Source organism: Enterococcus mundtii, assembly GCF_002947535.1.
GTDB classification, from domain to species: Bacteria; Bacillota; Bacilli; order Lactobacillales; family Enterococcaceae; genus Enterococcus_B; species Enterococcus_B mundtii_B.
Genome location: NZ_PUAP01000003.1, coordinates 1 through 20,213, shown reverse-complemented (window position 1 = coordinate 20,213; position 20,213 = coordinate 1). Strand labels below are relative to the sequence as shown.

Sequence of the window (20,213 nt, the reverse complement as noted above, 5' to 3'; positions counted from 1 at the left end):
AGATGTTCTTTTAGTTCTTGTCTATTTTCAACTGATGTAGTGCTTGTTCAATTTGACTTTCTACTTGGTCAAAACCTGTACCACCTAATGAATTGCGACGTTTTACGGCAGTTTCCGGAAGTAAGGTGTCGTAAATATCGGCTTTGATCAGCGGGCTGATTGCTTGGAATTCTGTTAGTGGGATGTCTTGTAATGAACAACCTTGTTGTGTACATTGTAAGACGAGTTTACCGACGATCTCATGTGCTTGACGGAAAGGTAAGCCCTTCGCAGCTAAGTAATCGGCTAACTCAGTCGCATTGGAGAAATCTTTTTGCGTGGCCGCATACATTCGGGCTTTGTTCACTTCCATAGTTTTAACCATACCTTCCATGATAGAAAGGCTGGCTAAAATCGTTTCACTCGTATCGAACATGCCTTCTTTATCTTCTTGGAAATCTTTGTTATAAGCTAAGGGCAAGCCCTTCATCAACGTGAGTAAACCAAATAAATTCCCATATACTCGACCTGTTTTTCCACGAATCAATTCTGCTATATCTGGGTTTTTCTTTTGGGGCATGATCGAACTGCCTGTTGAAAAAGTATCCGAAAGTTCAATGTATTGGCATTCGTAACTACACCAAAAAATGATTTCTTCGCAAAAGCGTGACAAGTGCATCATCAACAAAGAAGCGTTACTTAAAAATTCAAGAATAAAATCACGGTCACTGACAGCATCAAGACTGTTTGCATAAACAGCAGAAAAGCCCAATTCATTTGCAGCGAAAGAACGATCAATCGGAAACGTCGTACCTGCCAATGCAGCACTGCCTAAAGGGGAAATATCGATTCGTTTCAAACTTTCTGTGAAGCGTTCATAGTCACGAGTAAACATCTGATAGTACGCCAAGAGATGGTGGCCAAAGGAAATCGGTTGGGCATGTTGCAGATGAGTATATCCTGGCATGATCGTAGCCGTATGCTCTGTTGCTTTTTCCACGAACGTTTGGCGCAACGAATGAAGTTTGTCGATCAGTTCAAGTACCGTTTCTTTTAGGTACAAGTGCATGTCTGTTGCGACTTGGTCATTACGGCTACGAGCAGTATGTAGTTTCCCAGCAACAGGTCCGATTTCCTCATGTAAGCATTTTTCAATATTCAAATGGATGTCTTCATTTTCCACCGAAAAATGCAAGGTGCCATTTGTTAACCGTGTTTGCAGTTTTTCTAAACCAACGATGATTTGTTGCGCTTCTTCCTCGGACAAAATCCCAGTATGGGCCAACATTTTCACATGGGCGAGACTACCTAAAATATCCTGTTCGGCTAACTTTTGATCAAAGGAGATCGAAGCTCCGAACGCATCGATCCATTGTTCACTTTTTCCTTGAAACCGTCCACCCCAAAGTTTATCCATGTGATTCCTCCTATGTTTTGAATGAAAGAAAAGAAGGCAAAAGTTCCTGTTTGAGTTCGCACTCAGCTTTTACCTTACTTTTCTTTTGATTGCTTTACTCGTTACTCTGATCCTACGGCTGTTTGTTGCTTCGTTTGAACTTCCGCATAGACTTTCGATGGCAGACCCCAAAGCTTGATAAAACCGACCGCAGCTTGTTGATCGAAGGTATCTGCTGAAGTATACGTTGCTAGTTCTTCGTTATATAGACTATTGGCTGATTTACGTCCTTCAACGATGACATTTCCTTTGAAAAGTTTAACGCGGACAGTCCCATTGACCGCAGTCTGGGTTGCTTTCAAGAAAGAGATCAACGCATCGGTCAATGGATTGAACCAGAGACCATCATAAATCATTTGGCTCAACTGTTGCTCGATCATTGGTTTGAAATGTGCTAATTCACGAACGAAGGTCAAATCTTCCAGTTCTTTATGTGCCTGCATCAAAGTGATCGCTCCAGGGCATTCATACACTTCCCGCGATTTAATCCCTACCAGACGATTCTCCACATGATCGATCCGTCCAATCCCATGCTTGCCGGCTAATTGATTCAAAGACAAGATCAATTCAGACAAAGGTAAACTTTCTTGATTCAAAGCAACTGGTACGCCTTGTTCAAAAGTGAGTTCAATGATATCCGGCTGATCAGGTGTATACTCTAAGGCTGTCGTAATATCATAAGCACCTGCTGGCGGAGTCGCCCAAGGGTCCTCTAACACACCACACTCACAAGCACGTCCCCACAAGTTTTGGTCGATAGAATAAGGATTCTCCAAGTCTGCTGGAATCGGCACATCATTTTCTTTCGCATAGGCAATTTCTTCTTCCCGAGACCATTGCCATTGACGAACCGGTGCAATGATTTTCATTTCAGGTGCCAAGGCATTGATTGCCACTTCAAAACGAACTTGGTCATTGCCTTTTCCTGTACAGCCATGAGCAATCGTCGTTGCACCAGTTTTTCGAGCTAATTCCACTAATTTTTTTGCGATCAAGGGGCGAGAAAGCGCAGAAACCAGTGGGTAAGACTGCTCGTAAAACGTATGACCTTGTAGCGCGATCAATGCAAATTCTTGAGCAAATTCTTCTTTGGCATCGATGGCATAAGACGCAATTGCGCCAACTTGAAGTGCTTTTTCTTTAATAAAAGCTGTATCTTTGCCTTCACCAATATCTAGGCAACAAGCAATCACCTCATAATCTTTTGCCAACCATTTGATTGCCACAGAGGTATCTAATCCACCTGAGTAAGCCAATATAATTTTTTCTTTCATAAAATCGCCCCTTTATTTTTAAGTATTTTCAAAATAGATGTTTCAAATGATAACACCATAAAAATAAAAAAGCAATCAATAAATTAAATAAATATACATAAAAATAAATAAAATGAAAATAATATTCAAAAATAATGTAAATAAACAGCTTTTTATACAAAATGGATTTCTTAGTCTAAAAGAAACCAAAACGATGAAAAAATAAAAATGAAAAAGAAATTTAATTTTTCAAAAGCATAGAAAAACGTTGACATTATCGGTATTTGCAGGTAATATGTTAAATGGTATTGTTTGCCCCACAAAGAGCCCCGGAAACTCGAAGTGTATGTCAAACATCAGAACTTAAATTGGAGGAAACTAACGTGCGTACAACATATATGGCCAAACCAGGCGAAGTAGAACGTAAATGGTATGTAGTAGACGCAACTGATGTTCCATTGGGACGTCTTTCAACAGTTGTTGCATCTGTACTACGTGGAAAAAATAAACCAACTTTCACCCCTCATTTGGATACTGGCGATTTCGTCATTGTTATCAATGCAGATAAAGTGAAATTAACAGGTAAAAAAGCGACTGATAAAATTTATTACCGTCACAGCAACTACCCAGGAGGATTGAAATCAATCTCAGCTGGTGAATTGCGTGCTAAAAATTCTCGTCGTTTGATCGAAACTTCTGTAAAAGGCATGCTACCTAAAAATACTTTAGGCCGCAAACAATTTACAAAATTGAATGTATACGGTGGAGCAGAACATCCACATGCAGCACAACAACCAGAAGTTTTAGACATCACAAACTTAATCTAATAGGAGGGAATTTCATTGGCACAAGTTCAATATATCGGCACAGGCCGTCGTAAAAATGCAGTTGCTCGCGTACGCTTAGTACCAGGAACTGGTAAAATTACTATCAACAAAAAAGATGTTGAAGAATATATTCCACATGCTGACTTGCGTGAAGTTATCAATCAACCTTTCGGCGTTACTGAAACAAAAGGCGCATATGACGTATTTGTTAACGTAAACGGTGGAGGATACGCTGGACAATCAGGAGCTATCCGTCACGGAATCGCTCGTGCATTGCTAGAAGTTGATCCTGACTTCCGTTTAGCTCTTAAACGCGCTGGGTTACTTACACGTGACGCACGTATGGTTGAACGTAAAAAACCAGGTCTTAAGAAAGCTCGTAAAGCTTCACAGTTCTCAAAACGTTAATTGCTGGAGTAGTTGCGAATTTATTCGCTTACGAATACAGTATGGGACGGAGATTTCTAAAGAAATCGAGTACCATTCAATTAAAACAATCAAGGCGTTTCGCAATTCAGTTTGCGAAGCGTCTTTTTTTGGGTTTTAAATAAGTAAAGTTGGTGAGTTCAAATTGAAAGAATTTCATCGAGAATCAATCGAAGCAGAAATAGGCTTCGATTGATTCTTTTTTGTTCTGGATTGATCTTGGAAAACTAAGCCTTGAATCAAGTAAATGCGGTCACGAAAATGGAGGAAATTACGGTAACCATAAGCGACACGTTTAATGACTTTGATTTTATTATTTGTCCCTTCTAATGCTCCGTTACTATAGGGTGTTTTGAAGGCATTTTCGATTCCTTTTCTATATTTATTTAAGAAAGTGAGCTTCTTGCGAAACCATTCAGGAAGCTGCGCGTCTAAAGTATTCACCACTTCAAAAAAGTAGTTTGTATCTTTTTGTTTATAGTGATACAGAAGAAATTGACAGGTGTCATAAGCCAGCTTCAATGTGGAATCATAGCTTAGTAGTTCATCGACTGTGGTTTTTTCAGTCATCGGTCGCTTAAACGAATAATCATAACGGTAGTGTGAGCTATCTAATAGATAAGAATCCTTTAGAAATAACTTCCAGTAACGTTTGAGTCGTTTGTACTTCAGGTGATCTTTCTTGCGATAAGTATTCATGATTTGAATCCGTAAATGATTCAATGCCCGTTGGATATGCTGGATAATATGAAAACGATCCGTGACAATTTGTGCATGGGGAAAAATACTTTTGGCTAATTCAAAATAAGGAGCGTTCATATCCATGACGATATATTGAACATTCTCTCTTGCTTGACGGGTATAGCGAGAGAAAAAGGTGCGTAGATAAGCGAGTTTGCGACTTTCAAGAAGACCAAGAATTTGATTCGTTTGGCCATCCATGAAGATAAAACTCATTTTACCAACACAAGATTTCATCGCTTTAAATTCATCAAAGCAAAGAACAAAAGGCAAGTAGTCAAAGCGGACTTTCAAGCTCTTCACAGCGGCTTTCATGATTCGTAAGATCGTTACATCCGGTACGAAGTATCGTAGAACAATGTCTTTTCTACTAGAGTTGGTCGCTAATTCTGCCATGATTTTTCGTTTCAAGTCGACAGAAATCGAACAATTTCTATCGACTAAAGAAGTTTCAGACGAGAAAGTTGAGCCACACTCTTTATACAGAAAGCGAGTTTTCTTAAGATTGAAGACAGTTTTATGTGAATGAATCGGTAATAATTGAATGGTGGTTTGATGCGTACCATATTTAATCACTTGTCCTTCATTTTTAATTCCACATTTTGTACAACAAGTAGTGTAATCTAAGCGTCCATGAATCACGTAGGTGGTAATACCACCTTCTTTCTTTTCAGAAAGCCATTCTGTAGGGAAAATAATATTTTTATCTGTTAAACCGAGTAATTTTTTAGTATGATAGTCCATGGAGATATCCTTTCTTGATGAGTTTGTTTTAGTCGACTTAATTCTATCAATTTGGATATCTCTTTTTCTATCTTTTTTTTCAAAAAAATAATGTTAGCAGAAAACAAAATTGTTTTCCACCAACACTAGATATTATAGAACCCCAAATTTTGGAAGGTGTCTTTTTTTGGGGGAATAGGTACGAGTTTTACGAATCGCTGTTCTAAATACCTGGTTAATTTACTGTAATAGCGTTCTTTATAGGTGTATCTTGCGTTATTTTATTTTGCTTCTTTAGCTTCATTTAGACGTTTTTCAAATTTCTCATAGGTAGAGAGATCGACAACATTTGGCGTATTTACATAGATTTCAGTCGTCTTAATATCAGAATGAGTCAGTGCCTGAGAGATTTGAGCCATTGTAGCACCACCTTCACGAGCAAGCGTGCTAAAGGTGTGTCTCAGTTTATGTGGAGATGTTTTAGTTAGTTCAGGATGTCTTTTTTGAATCAACTTCAAACGATAGTTCAAGTAATCAATATAAACAGGGACATTCAATTCACCTATTCGCTTTGCAAAAGTAAAAAGGAATTGTTGCGCGGATTGCTTGATGCCAATCTTCAAAAGTTCTTCTTTTTGCTTTTTCTTCCAATCGCAAAGCAAATCTAATAGAAAAGCTGGTAGTTTGAACTTGGTATTTTTCCGTCCTTTAGTTGCTTTCAAATTTCCAAATTTATCCCGACTCTGTACAACGGTAATATAGCCATTGTCTAAATCAATATGTCTCCACTGTAAGGCGTAAGACTCACTCTTACGATCACCTAAATTGAGTGTCAGCATGAATAAAACATAATCTTGCATGAGTAACTCACCATTCTCGTAGTCCTCATTTGCAGCATCTAGCCAAGCAATTAATTCTTCAGCAGATAAAGCTTTCCCAGCTAATTGACGTTCAGCTTTCAATTTCTGTTTCTTTGGATCGCCTACATAACGTAAGGCTTTTTCAATGCGATTGTATTCGATATACTCCAAAAGTTCTGCAATATCAAACATTTGGTTGACGTAACTCTTAAGAACTTTGATATTTGCATAACTTTGAGATTTTTTCATTAGTGACTGCATTACAAAATCCTTATTATCATTCAAGAACTTAATAGAATAATCACCAAACATCGGTAACAAGTGGAGACGAAATACATCTTTTGGATTGCTTGTGGTTGTAGCTGTGGGTATCTGACGCGAACGGCCAGATGAGCCTGCAAGATACATATCTAGCCAAACAGTTTTATAAAAATCTTTGAATTTGATATTTCCAGCAAGCTCAAATGACCTGGCGCTTTTTTCATTTAATACACGCTGGATTTTTTGCTCAACTTCCTTTGCTGCTTTTTCTGCCTCTCTTTTTGTTTTAAATGTTTTGCGGAAACGCTGCGTGGTGCTGCCGAGTATTTGCTGAACTTCTTTAGGATAAAAGATCTCAACTTTATAACTCTTGCTTTTTAGCTTTGTAATTGCCATTGGTTCTCCTACTTTCTTTTTGCAAACCAGAACGTAGGACTGACTACATTCTAATTATAAACCTCTCTTATTGATTAAAGCAATGTAGCCAATAATCAACGGCTTCTCTATCAAAGCGAATGACACCTTCAATCGTGATTTTGGTAATCCCTGGTCAATCCATTTATCAAGAGTGTTATTGGCAATATGAAGATATTGGCAAGTTTCCTTTTTTGTGAGATAACGTTTATTTAGTGCGGCATCTTTTCGTACCTGCTCAATTTGTTTTGAAAATATACTATAAATGGTAGTGCTGAGTTCTTTCGTTTGTTCGTCACTTAATGTGATTTTTTGACTTCGTTCATTCAGTTTCCTCCCGGAGATTATTTGGGAGCACTGTAAAGTATGATATACTCAACTTGTTGAGGGTGGAGTATTGTGAACATTATTTGTTTGCAGTGCTCTGCTTTTTTTTTGATCTCTGATAAGTTGTTGCAAACGTTCTTCATAAACTTTGACTTCTTTGTGATAGTAATCTGGATAGTATTTCATCTCCTCAATGATTTTTTGCTGATGTGGATTCATTTTGCCACTTTGAATAATGAGTGATAAGAGGGATGAACTAAAAAAATTATCAATCTCGTGTATAAAAGCTAAAGTAGGTGAGACACCAGTAGATAGCCAGTTGATACTCTTGGCGAACGATTGCGGAGGGGATTCTAGAGATAGTTTCAATTCGTTGCTGTTCTCTATAAAAGACAACCATTTTCTGTCTACTCTGGCATTCGGATCATCTGGGTTGCGGTCATAAAAGCAAATTGCGCTATTTACTAAATCGAAAAAGAGCATTGAGAAATCTGGATAATACAGAATTGTTTCTGCTAGTTTCTGCGCCCTTTCTTTTTTATATCGTAGCTCATAACGATTGATTACTTCGGCATCCTCTAAAGAAATCCCTCGTTTCCTACGTTGTTCATGATCTTTCTGATTCCAACAAAAATGAGTCAGACTTTTTCTTGAACCGAGATAAAGAGTCAATCCGTTGGAATCATTGTTAGAAAGATTTTGCGATTGAATGACATCACAATTGCGGAAACTTGTTGTGAAGTACCCTGATTTGATTTTTTTTGCTAATTCTGTAAGGTCTAGTACTCCTTTATAATCATCTAAAGATAAATCCAATCTTGTAAAATGACCACGGGATTCGAAAACAGTCTGAATAAAAATTTTCCAATTAATTTTTCTCGAATTTAAAATCATCTCTAAATGCCGACAGCCTTGACCAGAAAGTTCAATGATAGTTCCTTTTTTTGGATCATCTCTGGATATTAGAACATTGATCACATTGAGCCATGTTAGTCGTTCCGAGTATCCCAACGGAGAAGATTCGATTGTTTCAAGGCGTTTTAAGGACATTCCTAAAGTATTCTTGATTAACTTTTCATAACTATTAGACGGAAAAAAGATTGTAATGTAATCAATGATCACATTGTAGTTTTCTTTTTCAGTACCGGTTTGAAGTAAATTCAACAAATCAGACAGTTTACTTTCAGGTATTTTTCTTGCTCCGCTTTCAATTTTCGATAAAAATGAACGAGAAATCCCTAGTTTTTCCGCAACTTCTTTCTGTGACCAACCTTTTTCTTCTCTAGAAGCTTTGAGAGAATTTCCTACTTCTATTAAATTAAGTTCATTCATTAAAACCTCCTTATGGCTATTTAGTTATCAAAGAGCATCGTACTTATTTTAAGTACAAATCAATAATAACTCTGTACTTGTTTTGAGTCAATATAAATTTGACTTTTTTTAAGTACAAGTTTATTCTGATATAGAAATCAATTTTGTCAGGGGAATGAAAGTGGAAATAAATAAAAAAGAAGTCGGGCAAAGGATAAGGAACTTACGTAACTCAATGGGGTTAAGTATGGAAAAATTCGGTAAATTAATTGACGATTTACCAAGAAGTACAGTGAATAATTGGGAAAGAGGGATCAATCTTCCTAAACAAGAGACATTAATTCGAATCGCAGAGATCGGAAATACAACGAATGAATATTTGTTATATGGAAATCAAGAAAATCAGTACATTCTCGACTTGCTAGCTAAAAAGGCTGGAAAAGTGCATCCTGAATTACAAAATTTGATTCTTGAAGAAGTAAAAAAGGCAGGAATGATAGATGCTCAGAGTTTGAATAGCGCTTTGAATTTCTTTGTAGCAAATTTGATTCCACCAACTGAAAAAGATCAATTTTCCTTTCAGTTGATTGATGAGGATGAACGTCTGTATATGGGATTTACTGATTATGGTAAAAAGCCGCAAATCTATTTGAAGCAGGATCAAAAAAAGAAAGTCTTGCATATTATACCTTTCACATTTTCCACATTTCCAATGGATAGATTGATGGTGTATCTTTCAAACGAGGAATCTTTGGCATATTTTGCTGAAGAAATAGATACAGAAATTCTAGAAGAATTTATCATCTTGTATTCTGCATCATCCGAAGATAGTGAAATAAGACTTTATCCATTGTCATATGATAAGACTACCGATGTGTATGAATTCAAAGAGGATAATATCCAAAAGATGGATGGTAATTTATATCTACCATTCCTAAAAGAAATTGAAAAAGAAAAACTATTGAATGAAATATATAGTAAAGAAAATTAATCGTTATAAGGTGACAAGACTAGATAATAGGTGACAACAGAAATGCTGATATGCCAGACTGTATTGGGTAGTGTAGTTAAATCACTACTCATAGTTAGCCCCCTGTTAGAACTAGGGGCTTATCATGCATAGTGGCTACGCCACTATGCAACAGGCAAAATCACCACGAAGGGTTATTCGCTTGGGGCGAAACCCTCCGTGGTGATTGCCTACATATTCAATATTATAGAAAGTGGATGATTGGATTAGCTTGAAGAAGATATAATATAATTTTCTCAAAGTAAAAATCAGTTTACATTTTTTATTTCATAATTGTACGTAAGAGCGCTTCTTCTTTGATGGTAGAAGCGCTCTTATACGAGTGCTTTTATGTTAAAATAAAAGAAAGTATTTTAGTACGGAGGTGTAGTGATGCAATCAAATTTTTCTTACTTTACAAATGAATGGCAATTGTTTAAAAATTTGGGAGAAAGTGCAGAACAAAGTATTTATCGCGATCCTAATGCTGCGTTAGTTAAAATCAGATCATTAACTGAAAAATTAACAGATGCAATTTTTAAAATAGAAAACATTGATTCATGGGGATTGAAAAATCAATTTGTTAAGTTGAATACCTTGCGTAATAAAGGTGTTCTTGAAGTTGAATTGTTTGCGATTTTTGATGCGATTCGTAAAGCAGGTAATAAAGCTGCGCACGATGGTAGTTATGGCACAACTGAAGAAGCTTTAAAGATGCTGGAGTTGGTTTTTTATTTAAGTTGCTGGTTTATGGAAGTTTATGTTGCATATGACTTTCAATCTTCAGGTTTTGTTGTGCCAGTTGATAACGAAAAAGAGCAAGTGGAAAGGATTCTGTTGCTGGAGCAGCAGCTTCATGAACAAGAACGCAGTTTTAAAGAGCAACTTGAAAAAGCAGTTGTTTATCCTACAACAGATCCGCAAATTGAAGAAAAAAAACGTCGCGAGCGTTCTTGGAAATATACTCAAAAATATCCGCCTAATGAAAAACAAACAAGGATACTAATCGACGAACAACTCCGCGCTAATGGTTGGGAAGTTGATACGGATGAATTAAATTATAAATTTAACAAGACAATGCCTGAAAAAAATCGTAAAATAGCGATCGCTGAATGGAAATGTGGGAATGGCTATGCGGATTATGCGTTGTTTGACGGTTTGAAATTAGTTGGTATTGTCGAAGCAAAATCCTATGGCAAAGATATTTCAGGAGATTTAGTACAAGCTAAAGAATATGCCAGAGATGTTCAACAAATAGACAGAATTGATCTTGTTGGTAAATGGGGAGAATATAATGCGCCATTTATTTATTCGACGAACGGTCGTCCTTATTTGAAGCAGTTAGCAGATAAATCGGGTATTTGGTTTTGGGATGCGCGGACGCCACAAAAAGCGTCTTACGCACTAGAAAATTGGCATTCACCAGAGGATTTGAGCAAAAAACTTGAAGTCGATGAAGTCAGAGCTAATCAAGAATTACGCGATGATCAGCAATATCCAGATTTTGCTGAGCGCACATATCAAGTTGAAGCAGTTAAAGCAGTTGAAAAAGCGCTAGAAAATAATCAACGGCGGATGTTGTTAGCTATGGCGACAGGCACCGGAAAAACACGAACAGCTTTGGCACTAATGTATCGTTTGATAAAATCAAAACGCGTACGGCGTATTTTATTTTTAGTTGATCGAACTTCACTTGGTAAGCAAGCCGCAGATGCACTTAAAGATACCAAGATTGAAAATTTATCTCTATCAGATATTTATGATGTAAAAGAAGTTTCGGACGTTAAGCCAGAAGATGCGACGAAAATTCAAATTGCAACCGTTCAAGGCATGGTGCGCCGTTTGTTTTATCAAGAGGATGGCGGAGATATTCCATCCGTTGGGACGTATGACTTTATTATCGTTGATGAAGCCCATCGTGGTTATACTGAAGATAAACTAATGAGCGAAGAAGAGCTAACTTATTTTAATGAGAAAGAATATATCAGTCAATACCGTAGAGTAATCGATTATTTTGATGCTGCTGTTTTGGGATTGACGGCGACGCCAGCATTGCATACTACTGAAATTTTTGGCAAACCAATTTACACGTATTCGTATACAGATGCAGTAGTTGATGGTTATTTAGTTGATCATGACCCACCATACAAATTTGAAACTGAGCTATCGAAAAACGGGATTAAGTTTACTGAAGGTCAAGAAGTTACTTTATGGGATCCTGAGACTCAAAATATTGATAAGGCATTGTTAGAAGATGAATTGAATTTCGATGTGACAGCTTTCAATAAAAAAGTTATTACGGAGTCGTTCAATCGAGTTATTCTTTCAAGTTTAGCTGAACATATTGATCCTGAAGTACCGGGAAAAACATTGATTTTTGCAGCAACGGATAGTCATGCGGATATGATTGTTCGCTTATTGAAAGAGTCCTATGCTGAAAAAGGGATTCCAGTAGATGATGATGCCATTAAAAAAATTACTGGGTATATTCGACATCCCAATAAAGAAATTAAGCGTTTTAAAAACGAAAAATATCCAAAGATCGTCGTAACCGTAGATTTATTAACAACTGGAATTGATGTACCAGAAATTAGCAACTTGGTATTTTTACGTCGTCTTCGTTCACGTATTCTATATGATCAAATGTTGGGACGTGCTACGCGCCTTTGTCCTGAAATCGGCAAAACTTCTTTTAAAGTTTATGATGCAGTTCATTTGTATGATACTTTGCAAGATATTACAGATATGAAGCCATTAGTTGCTAACCCTAAACAAGCAACCATGGATATTTATGAGGCAGCGATTCATTCCGAAAATGATGAGGCATTTGGGTTTTATAAAGCAGAGCTAATTGCAAAATTACAGCGTCGTAAACAAAAATTATCTGAAAAATCGAAGTCTGAGATTAGTGAATTAAATGATGTGCAATCACTTGATTGTTGGTTACAAAGTATCAAAGTCATGAGTAAAACAGAATTGGAAACCCAATCCGAAAATATTCAGCGGATGGCAGAATATAAAGCAGTCTCCCAACCAATGTACATTTCAGTAGCACCCGATGAATTGCTGTTTGTAGAGCGTGGTTATGGTGAGGGAAATGAAAAGCCAAGCGATTACTTGAATGGATTCAACACGTTTATTCGCGAAAATATCAACTTGATTCCAGCTTTACATATCGTGGTGAGTCGGCCAAAAGATTTAACGCGAGAAGATTTGCGCACGATCGAGTTAAAGCTTAAAGAAAAACGTTATGATGAAAAATCATTGCAAATTGCTTGGCGCAATACTAAGAATGAATATATTGCTGCTGATATTATTAGCTTTATTCGACAAGCTGCATTAGGTAGTCCACTAATTGATCACGAGACAAGAATCAAAAATGCGATGCAAAAAGTGTATGGCATTGCAGAATGGACACCAATGCAAGAAAAATGGTTAAAACGAATTGAAGAACAACTATTGCAACAACCTGTCTTAGGACCGAATGCGCAAACAGCTTTTGATGATTCGGGTGTTTTTCAGCAAAATGGCGGATACAAACGAGTTAAAGCAATGTTTGGTGAACAAACGGATTCGATTGTTGAAACAATTAATGAAAATTTATATGCATAATTTTTTAGAACCACCGAATGGGTGGTTCTTTTTGCTATAATAGGACTATTGGATATGCACTCAATGAGTATATGTAGGAGGAAAACTATGACAAATACAGAAATTGTTGCCAAACTTTGGAATATGGCGAATGTTTTACGTGATGATGGGATTAGTTATCAAAATTATGTCACCGAGCTGACGTACTTATTGTTTTTAAAGATGATGAAAGAACAAAATACAGAAGAGGTCATACCTCAAGGTTATCGCTGGGACGATCTCGTATCAAAAGAAGGATTAGAACTAAAAAATTTTTATAAGCAGTTGTTATTAGATTTAGGAAATCCAGAAATTACTAAAGATAAACAACTGAATATGATTTACGCAGATGCAGCTACCCATATTGATGAACCCGCAAACTTGGAAAAAATCATCAAGGATATTCACAAACTAGATTGGTATTCAGCGAAGCAAGAAGGCTTAGGCGATTTATATGAAGGCTTGCTAGAAAAAAATGCCAATGAAACAAAATCGGGCGCCGGTCAATATTTTACGCCACGCGTTTTAATTGACGTGATGGTGAACTTAACCAAACCACAAATCGGCGAGCGGTTGAATGACCCAGCTGCTGGAACTTTTGGGTTTATGATCGCTGCTGATCATTATTTGAAAGAAAAATATGACGAATTTTTTGATTTGAGTCCTGAACAGTTTAAATTTCAAAAAGAAGAAGCTTTATCAGGAATGGAATTAGTTCAAAATACACATCGCTTAGCTTTGATGAACGCGTTACTACATGATATTAATGGTCGTTTAGAACAAGGCGATTCACTATCAGCAAATGGCAAGTGGATGAAAGATTTTGATCTTATCTTGACCAATCCGCCATTTGGAACAAAAAAAGGCGGCGAGCGTGCCACGCGGGATGACTTAACGCACGAAACTTCCAATAAGCAGTTAAATTTTTTACAGATAATTTATAATTCTTTAAAAACAACTGGTGATGCACGAGCGGCAGTAGTCGTGCCAGACAACGTGTTATTTGCTGACGGTATTGGCGAACAAATTCGGAAAGACTTGATGAACAAATGTGATTTGCATACAATTTTACGCTTGCCGACCGGAATTTTTTACGCACAAGGTGTGCAAACTAATGTTTTATTCTTTACTCGAGGTACAACGGAAAAAGACAATACAAAAGAAACATGGATTTATGACATGCGCAGTAACGCCCGTTCATTTGGTAAACGGAATCCGTTAAATGAAAAAGATTTTGAAGAATTTATTGAATGCTATCATGTTGAAGATTTATCTAAACGAACAGCAACCTATAGTGCAGAAAATCCAAATGGTCGCTGGCGAAATTATTCGATTGAAGAAATTCAAAAACGTACCAATACAAGCCTAGATATTTTTTGGATGGAGGAAGAAAAAGAAGGTCCAGACTATTCTGTTTCTGAAATTTTAGACTTAATGGAACAAAAGTCTGTGTCAATCGCTGACTCTGTGGCAAAACTGCAAGTACTTTTAGGAGATGTCGCAGAATGATCAATACAAAAGCACTCCGAGAAAAGATATTAGATTTAGCAATGCGAGGGAAATTGGTTGAACAAGTAGCAAGTGATGAATCTGCTAGAGAATTTTTGGAAAAAATGCAAACTGAAAAAGAACAGTTAATAAAAGAGAAGAAGATCAAAAAAGAAAAACCACTGCCAGAAATTAGTGAAGAAGAAATACCTTTTGGTATTCCAGAGAGTTGGGAGTGGGTGCGGATAGGAGAAATTCAATTAGTAAAGGGGGGGAAAAGAGTTCCAAAAGGTAAACAATTAGTAGATTTTCCAGATGAAAAAGTTTATATAAGAGTAGCTGATATGAAGAACAGTACTGTCGAACTGAAAAATTTAAAATATGCAACCAAAGATGTTTATGAAGTAATAAAAAATTATACTATTGACTCAGCTGATCTATATTTAACAATTGCTGGAACGATCGGGAGAGTTGGAACTATTCCCACTGCATTAAGCGGTTCACTTTTAACCGAAAATGCAGTCAAATTGGTGAATATATTCAACCTAGAGTCTAAATTTATATTGTTTACGTTACAATCTAAAGTAATACAGGAGCAATTTGATAAATTGTTTAGCCAAGTTGCCCAGCCAAAATTATCAATTAGAAGTATTAATCAGACTATTTTTCCTCTGCCGCCCCTTCAAGAACAAAAGCGTATTGTTTCAAAAATTGAAGAGCTTTTTGCGTTGATTGATATCATTGAAACGAGTTTAACTGAGTACAATCAGTTGGCGGGTCAATTGGATAAAAAAGTGCTTGATTTGGCGATGCGCGGAAAGCTGGTTGAACAAGACCCGAGCGATGAACCTGCGAGCGAACTCTTGAAAAAAATCCAAGCTGAGAAAGAACTGTTGCTAAAAGAGAAGAAGATCAAAAAAGAAAAAACGCTACCAGAGATCCGTGAAGAAGAGTTCCCTTTTGACATTCCAGAGAATTGGAAATGGGTGAGGTTGGGTAGTGTTGTTTATTTGCTGTCTGGCAGAGATCTCACTAAGTCTGAGTACTCAGATATAGCAAAAGGGATTCCTTATATTACTGGAGCGAGTAACTTTCATGAAGGAAGTATCAAATCAGTTAGATGGACTGAATATCCCAAAGTAGAAGCGCATAGGAATGATATCTTGCTGACTGTAAAAGGAACAATTGGCGATATAGCTGTTTTAAATTCAGAAAAAGTTCATATAGCTCGGCAAATTGTAGCAATTAGAAATGTGACTAGGATGATGGAAGATAAATATTTATATTGGTTTATTTTTAATTACGTGGAACATTTACAAAAAGCATCAAAAGGAGTTATTCCCGGTATATCGAGAGAAGATATTTTAGGAGCAAAAATTCCGATACCTCCTCTAAAGGAGCAGAAACAGATTGTTTCAAAAATTGAGGAAATTAGAGCTGAGCTGCTACGTTGAGATTAGTTAATCAATGCTTTTTAAAGTCATATGTTCTGATGTGGTATGATGTTAATAATAACATTTTTATAAAAAAGGAGTGGCAAAATGTCATTGAAAGTACTGGATATTACTAAAGATAAAGTTATAGGTAGTCCATATGTGACCATAAGAGTAACATACGGGTATGCACTTGAAAAATTATACCCATTAATTAATAGATTGGAATTTCAACGTAATACATTGAAAAAAGAATATTATGAAAGATTAAAGAAAGATATAAAAGATGGCTGTATTATGCCATCAATTACTATAGCATTTGACGATAAGCAAATATTTGATGAATTTAAAAATGAAAATGCAGCTACGTTGATCGAAAATAACATAGGAAATGCTTTTATATTGGATGGTATTCAAAGAATAAATACGTTACATGAAGCCTTTATTGAATCAGAGGAAGAGTTAGATTTATCTACTCCTTTATATGCTTCAATAATTATTTCTGATTCTATGAACAAACTTCTGTATAGAATGATTGTTCTTAATAATGGACAAAAGCCAATGTCCACTAGACATCAAATAGAAATATTAGTTGGAAAGACCTTAAGTCAATTTGGAGAAAAATTAGATGATATAGTTGTTACTGAAAAGGATGCAAAAAGAAATGATGGAAAGAAAAAAATAAAAAGTGACGTATTATCAAAAGCATACTTAGCGTATTCATCTTCCTCAATAGATATAGATAATCAAAAAATTATTGAAGAGAAATTAGATGAAATAGTATCAAGAAAGATTGTAACGTCAAACATTAAAAATAATATTGTTGACTTATTTGATTTACTTAGTTTTATCTTAGAAATTTGTGAAGAGGCGGAACGTCATGATGATAATTTAATACCATGGTTTAACAATGAAAATAATTTGATAGGAGTTTTTACAGGTATATCAAAAAACAACGAGTTTATTACTTATATGGATTACAAAAAAATGAAATATTTAATTGAGAATATTGATTATGCTCTAAAATTGTTGAATGTATCAAAAATTAAAGTTTCAAGAGAAAGAAGACGAGTAGTATCTAAGTTTACTGAAAAATATGAGGTTTATTCTGAATTATCTTCAGAAAAAGTTGAAGATTTTGTTTATGGTGGTGATGAAGATTAAAATTTCTGAAATTTTTTTAGAAGAAAGAATTTTTTTAGAAAAAATTATTGAAGGGTTAGAAAAAGAATCAGTAATTAATCTATCAGATACAATTTCATCAGCAAAGAATGAACTGGAAATTAGTTTATTAATAGATAATGTAGAAGAACTTATTGAAGAGTTTTCTCGAGAAGAGGTCCTCTTTTATCTAAAAGAAATTCAGAATAATATTTTTTTTGCTGATGAAATAGATATACAAACACCTGGATATCCCCACTTTAATTCAATCATAATAATATTTAGAATTTTAATGGGAAATGTTCAGGTAATAAATAATGAAAATAATATTAATAACAACTCTGATATGGTTTCTCAAATGTTTCAAACAACAATAAATGTAACCAATGACGAAAAAATATTGGAAAATATACAAGTTGATGCGATGGGGAAATTTATATCCGAGTTCTATCCATGTAATGAAACAGATTCTATAGCTAAATTATATACTCAAAATAAAAAATTTTATGATTCCTTATTAAATGAATTTCTTCAATTCTATGATTATCAAAATAAGAAAAGTTATTTTTCTGCGTTTATACACTTGTATAGGATTTATGAGTATATTTCATATGTATTTCCTTTAATTTACGTCAGAAATAATCAAGTTTATCAAGAATCATATGAAGCTTTACAATCTTTTTTTAAACAGAACGGAAAGGAATTAACGTTTTTTTCAACCTTCATACGTACTACATTCATTAAAGACCCTTATATACTTGTGGAACTTTACAATGAAAAATATACGATAGATTTAACACCAGAAGAATATCAAGTGATAAGTACTCACTTGGCTACATTTATCACCCAATTTGATAATAAGAGAGCAAGCGAGAATACTAAATATTTAGAAAACATAACTAATGGAATATCAAAAGTTAAGTATACTTATCTTGATTGTGAAAATCAAAATTTACACATAAGTACATTGGATATGCATGACTTTATTATTCTATTAAGAAATAAGACGTGCCATTTCAAAATGAATCATAAAGATAATATCGCTTTAAATAGCGCTTCTTTTGATGAATTATTCAGCATATTAAATCCAGTAATTTTAAACTGGATTTCAAATATATTTAAATTTATAGTAGCAAAATCATTTAATTAATTTTGACAGATGCAATCAATGATTTCTAGTTATATTATAAAAATAGTCGTGTTCTGGTTTGCAGTTGATTTTCATGTACGTATCTGGGTACGAATACTATAAAATTCGTTAAAATTCATTGATTTAGTATCTGTTTAAAAATATTAATAATTCTTGATATTACAACGAATTTAGATATATTCATTATTTTAATTGCGGAAACCAGGTCTTAAGAAAGCTCGTAAAGCTTCTCAATTCTCAAAACGTTAATCTTTTTATCAAAGATTCAAGACACTCTCCAGTTTGGAGGGTGTTTTTTTGATTTCTAAAATTAATAGCTCTTTGATAAGTAGTGTTGGTGAGTTCAAATTGAAGGGGTTTCATCGAGAGTAAATCGAAGCAGAAAGAAGCGACTGTAAAAAAGATTTAGTCAATTTGAAGAAAGTAAGATAAATTTAGCCAATTACTCCGCCATTAGGTGTTTTTCTCCGCCAAATGAGATGGAATGGCGGTGAAAGACGTCTATTATCGTGAGTTGAAAAGACTTTATTTTAGTAATAATCTGCTGAATATGATAACTAAGATTCTTGAGTATAAAGGAAAACCAGAACTCTATATTGCAACAAAACCAGATATTTTAAGAAAGCTGACGGACTTAGCATTGATTCAAAGTACAGAGGCTTTCAATAGAATTGAAGGGATCGTGACAACTGATGGTCGCTTGGAGCAAATTGTGGGGGGAGTTAAGCCTCGTAATCTAGATGAAGAAGAAGTTTCGGTTATCGAGATGTTTTGAAACTAATTCATGATAGTTATGAGTACATTCGAGTAGTTTGGAGTAATATTTTAACATTACACAAAAACCTTTATGATTACTCAGCTAAAAGCTACAAAGAAAATTTCAAAATTGGCGATAATGTTATCACGGAAAAAGGGCTGGATGGTAAGGACGAGTTTGCTTTGTACGGCACTTTCTTATTTGGCACCTGATTTAATTGAAGAGTTGCGTTACCAATATAATCAAGCCACTCTGCAGGCTGAGTTTGATCCGTTACTGTGGATTCTCTGTTTTGTTTGAGACTTTCTCTCCATTCATCCATTTGGTGAGGAAATGGTCGAATGTCGCGTTTACTGACTTTGAAGTTGCTATACAAGTCAGGGAATTTAGTCGGCAAGTACATCAGTATTGAAATGATAATTGAAGAGTCGAAACGAACCTACTATGAAACGTTACAAGCAAGTTCTGCCGGTTGGTTGGAATTAGTAATAATATATTCTCCAAATAATTTTCTGGGTTTTAGAAGTAGGATAAACTATCTGATAATTTTTTATGATAAAAGATCTAAGTATGGATATATACTTAGTGTAACTCATGCTGACATGGTCGCTACTATAGTTGTTTCCTTAGTTGAATTGTATAAATACATGTAGATACTACCAAATTTCAATTTGGTTTTTATCTAGAAAAAACTATAAGAACATCCTCGATTTAACTGCTTTTTCTAAAATATAATATTGTGCATATGAATAGCTTTCGAAAGCCAATTGCTAATAAAATTTTAAAGTTATTAGATACAGTAGAAAATAAAGAGTATAATTTACTAAATTAATTAATCGTAAAATTAAAAAAAGTAAGGGGATTTGATTATGGAAAAAAATATTTTATCAAGTTTGCATCAATTAAAGAAAGTTTTTATTCAAAACCTTGATGATAATTTACTAGGGATATATATTCATGGGTCAGTAGCATACGAATGTTTTAATCTATTATTTGTCAAATTAAGC

At 35.1% G+C, this 20,213-nt stretch carries 14 protein-coding genes; 9 read left to right on the top strand and 5 right to left on the bottom strand.

Going from position 1 to position 20,213, the window contains the following annotated elements; genetic code table 11:
• Positions 1 to 10: 10 nt before the first annotated feature.
• Positions 11 to 1,396: an argininosuccinate lyase gene (gene argH / locus CUS89_RS01075; protein ID WP_104870710.1), complete on the bottom strand. Its 1,386-nt coding sequence runs from the start codon at positions 1,394 to 1,396 to the stop codon at positions 11 to 13.
• A 101-nt stretch (positions 1,397 to 1,497) separates the two neighbouring features.
• Positions 1,498 to 2,709: an argininosuccinate synthase gene (locus tag CUS89_RS01070; RefSeq protein ID WP_071867567.1), complete on the bottom strand. Its 1,212-nt coding sequence runs from the start codon at positions 2,707 to 2,709 to the stop codon at positions 1,498 to 1,500.
• Positions 2,710 to 3,086: 377 nt separating this feature from the next.
• Here CUS89_RS01070 and rplM point away from each other — a divergent pair, with 377 nt between their 5' ends.
• Both rplM and rpsI read left to right on the top strand, forming a co-directional pair.
• Positions 3,087 to 3,515 (top strand): 50S ribosomal protein L13, encoded by a 429-nt coding sequence (gene rplM, locus CUS89_RS01065; protein WP_153830627.1) that lies wholly within the window; start codon positions 3,087 to 3,089, stop codon positions 3,513 to 3,515.
• Between the two features lie 15 nt (positions 3,516 to 3,530).
• Positions 3,531 to 3,923: a 30S ribosomal protein S9 gene (gene rpsI, locus CUS89_RS01060; RefSeq protein ID WP_010733940.1), complete on the top strand. Its 393-nt coding sequence runs from the start codon at positions 3,531 to 3,533 to the stop codon at positions 3,921 to 3,923.
• A gap of 174 nt (positions 3,924 to 4,097) precedes the next feature.
• On the opposite strand, the gene CUS89_RS01055 is transcribed toward rpsI, so the two are convergent.
• The 3 genes from CUS89_RS01055 to CUS89_RS01040 all read right to left on the bottom strand — a co-directional run bounded on the left by CUS89_RS01055 (position 4,098) and on the right by CUS89_RS01040 (position 8,599).
• Positions 4,098 to 5,426: an ISL3 family transposase gene (locus tag CUS89_RS01055; protein WP_104870709.1), complete on the bottom strand. Its 1,329-nt coding sequence runs from the start codon at positions 5,424 to 5,426 to the stop codon at positions 4,098 to 4,100.
• Positions 5,427 to 5,686: 260 nt separating this feature from the next.
• The gene (locus tag CUS89_RS01050; protein ID WP_104870708.1) at positions 5,687 to 6,922 is read right to left on the bottom strand and encodes a tyrosine-type recombinase/integrase; all 1,236 of its coding nucleotides are present in this window, start codon (positions 6,920 to 6,922) and stop codon (positions 5,687 to 5,689) included.
• Positions 6,923 to 7,315: 393 nt separating this feature from the next.
• Positions 7,316 to 8,599: a replication initiation factor domain-containing protein gene (locus CUS89_RS01040; protein ID WP_104870707.1), complete on the bottom strand. Its 1,284-nt coding sequence runs from the start codon at positions 8,597 to 8,599 to the stop codon at positions 7,316 to 7,318.
• Positions 8,600 to 8,759: 160 nt separating this feature from the next.
• Between CUS89_RS01040 and CUS89_RS01035 the strand changes: the two genes are divergently transcribed.
• The 7 genes from CUS89_RS01035 to CUS89_RS16260 all read left to right on the top strand — a co-directional run bounded on the left by CUS89_RS01035 (position 8,760) and on the right by CUS89_RS16260 (position 19,224).
• Positions 8,760 to 9,569 (top strand): helix-turn-helix domain-containing protein, encoded by an 810-nt coding sequence (locus CUS89_RS01035; RefSeq protein ID WP_104870706.1) that lies wholly within the window; start codon positions 8,760 to 8,762, stop codon positions 9,567 to 9,569.
• A 411-nt stretch (positions 9,570 to 9,980) separates the two neighbouring features.
• On the top strand, positions 9,981 to 13,199 hold the full coding sequence (hsdR, locus tag CUS89_RS01030; protein ID WP_181055279.1) for a type I restriction-modification system endonuclease: 3,219 nt from the start codon (positions 9,981 to 9,983) through the stop codon (positions 13,197 to 13,199).
• An 87-nt stretch (positions 13,200 to 13,286) separates the two neighbouring features.
• Positions 13,287 to 14,726 carry a class I SAM-dependent DNA methyltransferase gene (locus CUS89_RS01025; protein ID WP_104870704.1) on the top strand — a complete coding sequence of 480 codons (1,440 nt, stop codon included), beginning with the start codon at positions 13,287 to 13,289 and terminating at the stop codon, positions 14,724 to 14,726.
• The gene (locus CUS89_RS01020) at positions 14,723 to 16,159 is read left to right on the top strand and encodes a restriction endonuclease subunit S (protein ID WP_104870703.1); all 1,437 of its coding nucleotides are present in this window, start codon (positions 14,723 to 14,725) and stop codon (positions 16,157 to 16,159) included. The genes CUS89_RS01025 and CUS89_RS01020 overlap by 4 nt, the downstream gene beginning before the upstream one ends.
• An 87-nt stretch (positions 16,160 to 16,246) precedes the next feature.
• A complete protein-coding gene (locus tag CUS89_RS01015) occupies positions 16,247 to 17,302 on the top strand; it encodes a hypothetical protein (RefSeq protein WP_104870702.1) in 1,056 nt (351 codons plus the stop codon).
• Positions 17,283 to 18,449 carry a hypothetical protein gene (locus CUS89_RS01010; RefSeq protein WP_104870701.1) on the top strand — a complete coding sequence of 389 codons (1,167 nt, stop codon included), beginning with the start codon at positions 17,283 to 17,285 and terminating at the stop codon, positions 18,447 to 18,449. The genes CUS89_RS01015 and CUS89_RS01010 overlap by 20 nt, the downstream gene beginning before the upstream one ends.
• A gap of 484 nt (positions 18,450 to 18,933) precedes the next feature.
• Positions 18,934 to 19,224, top strand: coding sequence for a hypothetical protein (locus CUS89_RS16260; RefSeq protein ID WP_258082364.1), 291 nt, complete (start codon positions 18,934 to 18,936; stop codon positions 19,222 to 19,224).
• The last annotated feature ends 989 nt before the right edge of the window (positions 19,225 to 20,213 follow it).

Bases quoted from the DNA above. Each gene is read 5' to 3' on its own strand.
- argH (WP_104870710.1), bottom strand. From the start codon at position 1,396: ATGGATAAACTTTGGGGTGGACGGTTTCAAGGAAAAAGTGAACAATGG.
- CUS89_RS01070 (WP_071867567.1), bottom strand. From the start codon at position 2,709: ATGAAAGAAAAAATTATATTGGCTTACTCAGGTGGATTAGATACCTCT.
- rplM (WP_153830627.1), top strand. From the start codon at position 3,087: ATGGCCAAACCAGGCGAAGTAGAACGTAAATGGTATGTAGTAGACGCA.
- CUS89_RS01055 (WP_104870709.1), bottom strand. From the start codon at position 5,426: ATGGACTATCATACTAAAAAATTACTCGGTTTAACAGATAAAAATATT.
- CUS89_RS01050 (WP_104870708.1), bottom strand. From the start codon at position 6,922: ATGGCAATTACAAAGCTAAAAAGCAAGAGTTATAAAGTTGAGATCTTT.
- CUS89_RS01040 (WP_104870707.1), bottom strand. From the start codon at position 8,599: ATGAATGAACTTAATTTAATAGAAGTAGGAAATTCTCTCAAAGCTTCT.
- hsdR (WP_181055279.1), top strand. From the start codon at position 9,981: ATGCAATCAAATTTTTCTTACTTTACAAATGAATGGCAATTGTTTAAA.
- CUS89_RS01025 (WP_104870704.1), top strand. From the start codon at position 13,287: ATGACAAATACAGAAATTGTTGCCAAACTTTGGAATATGGCGAATGTT.
- CUS89_RS01020 (WP_104870703.1), top strand. From the start codon at position 14,723: ATGATCAATACAAAAGCACTCCGAGAAAAGATATTAGATTTAGCAATG.
- CUS89_RS01015 (WP_104870702.1), top strand. From the start codon at position 16,247: ATGTCATTGAAAGTACTGGATATTACTAAAGATAAAGTTATAGGTAGT.
- CUS89_RS01010 (WP_104870701.1), top strand. From the start codon at position 17,283: ATGGTGGTGATGAAGATTAAAATTTCTGAAATTTTTTTAGAAGAAAGA.
- CUS89_RS16260 (WP_258082364.1), top strand. From the start codon at position 18,934: ATGGCGGTGAAAGACGTCTATTATCGTGAGTTGAAAAGACTTTATTTT.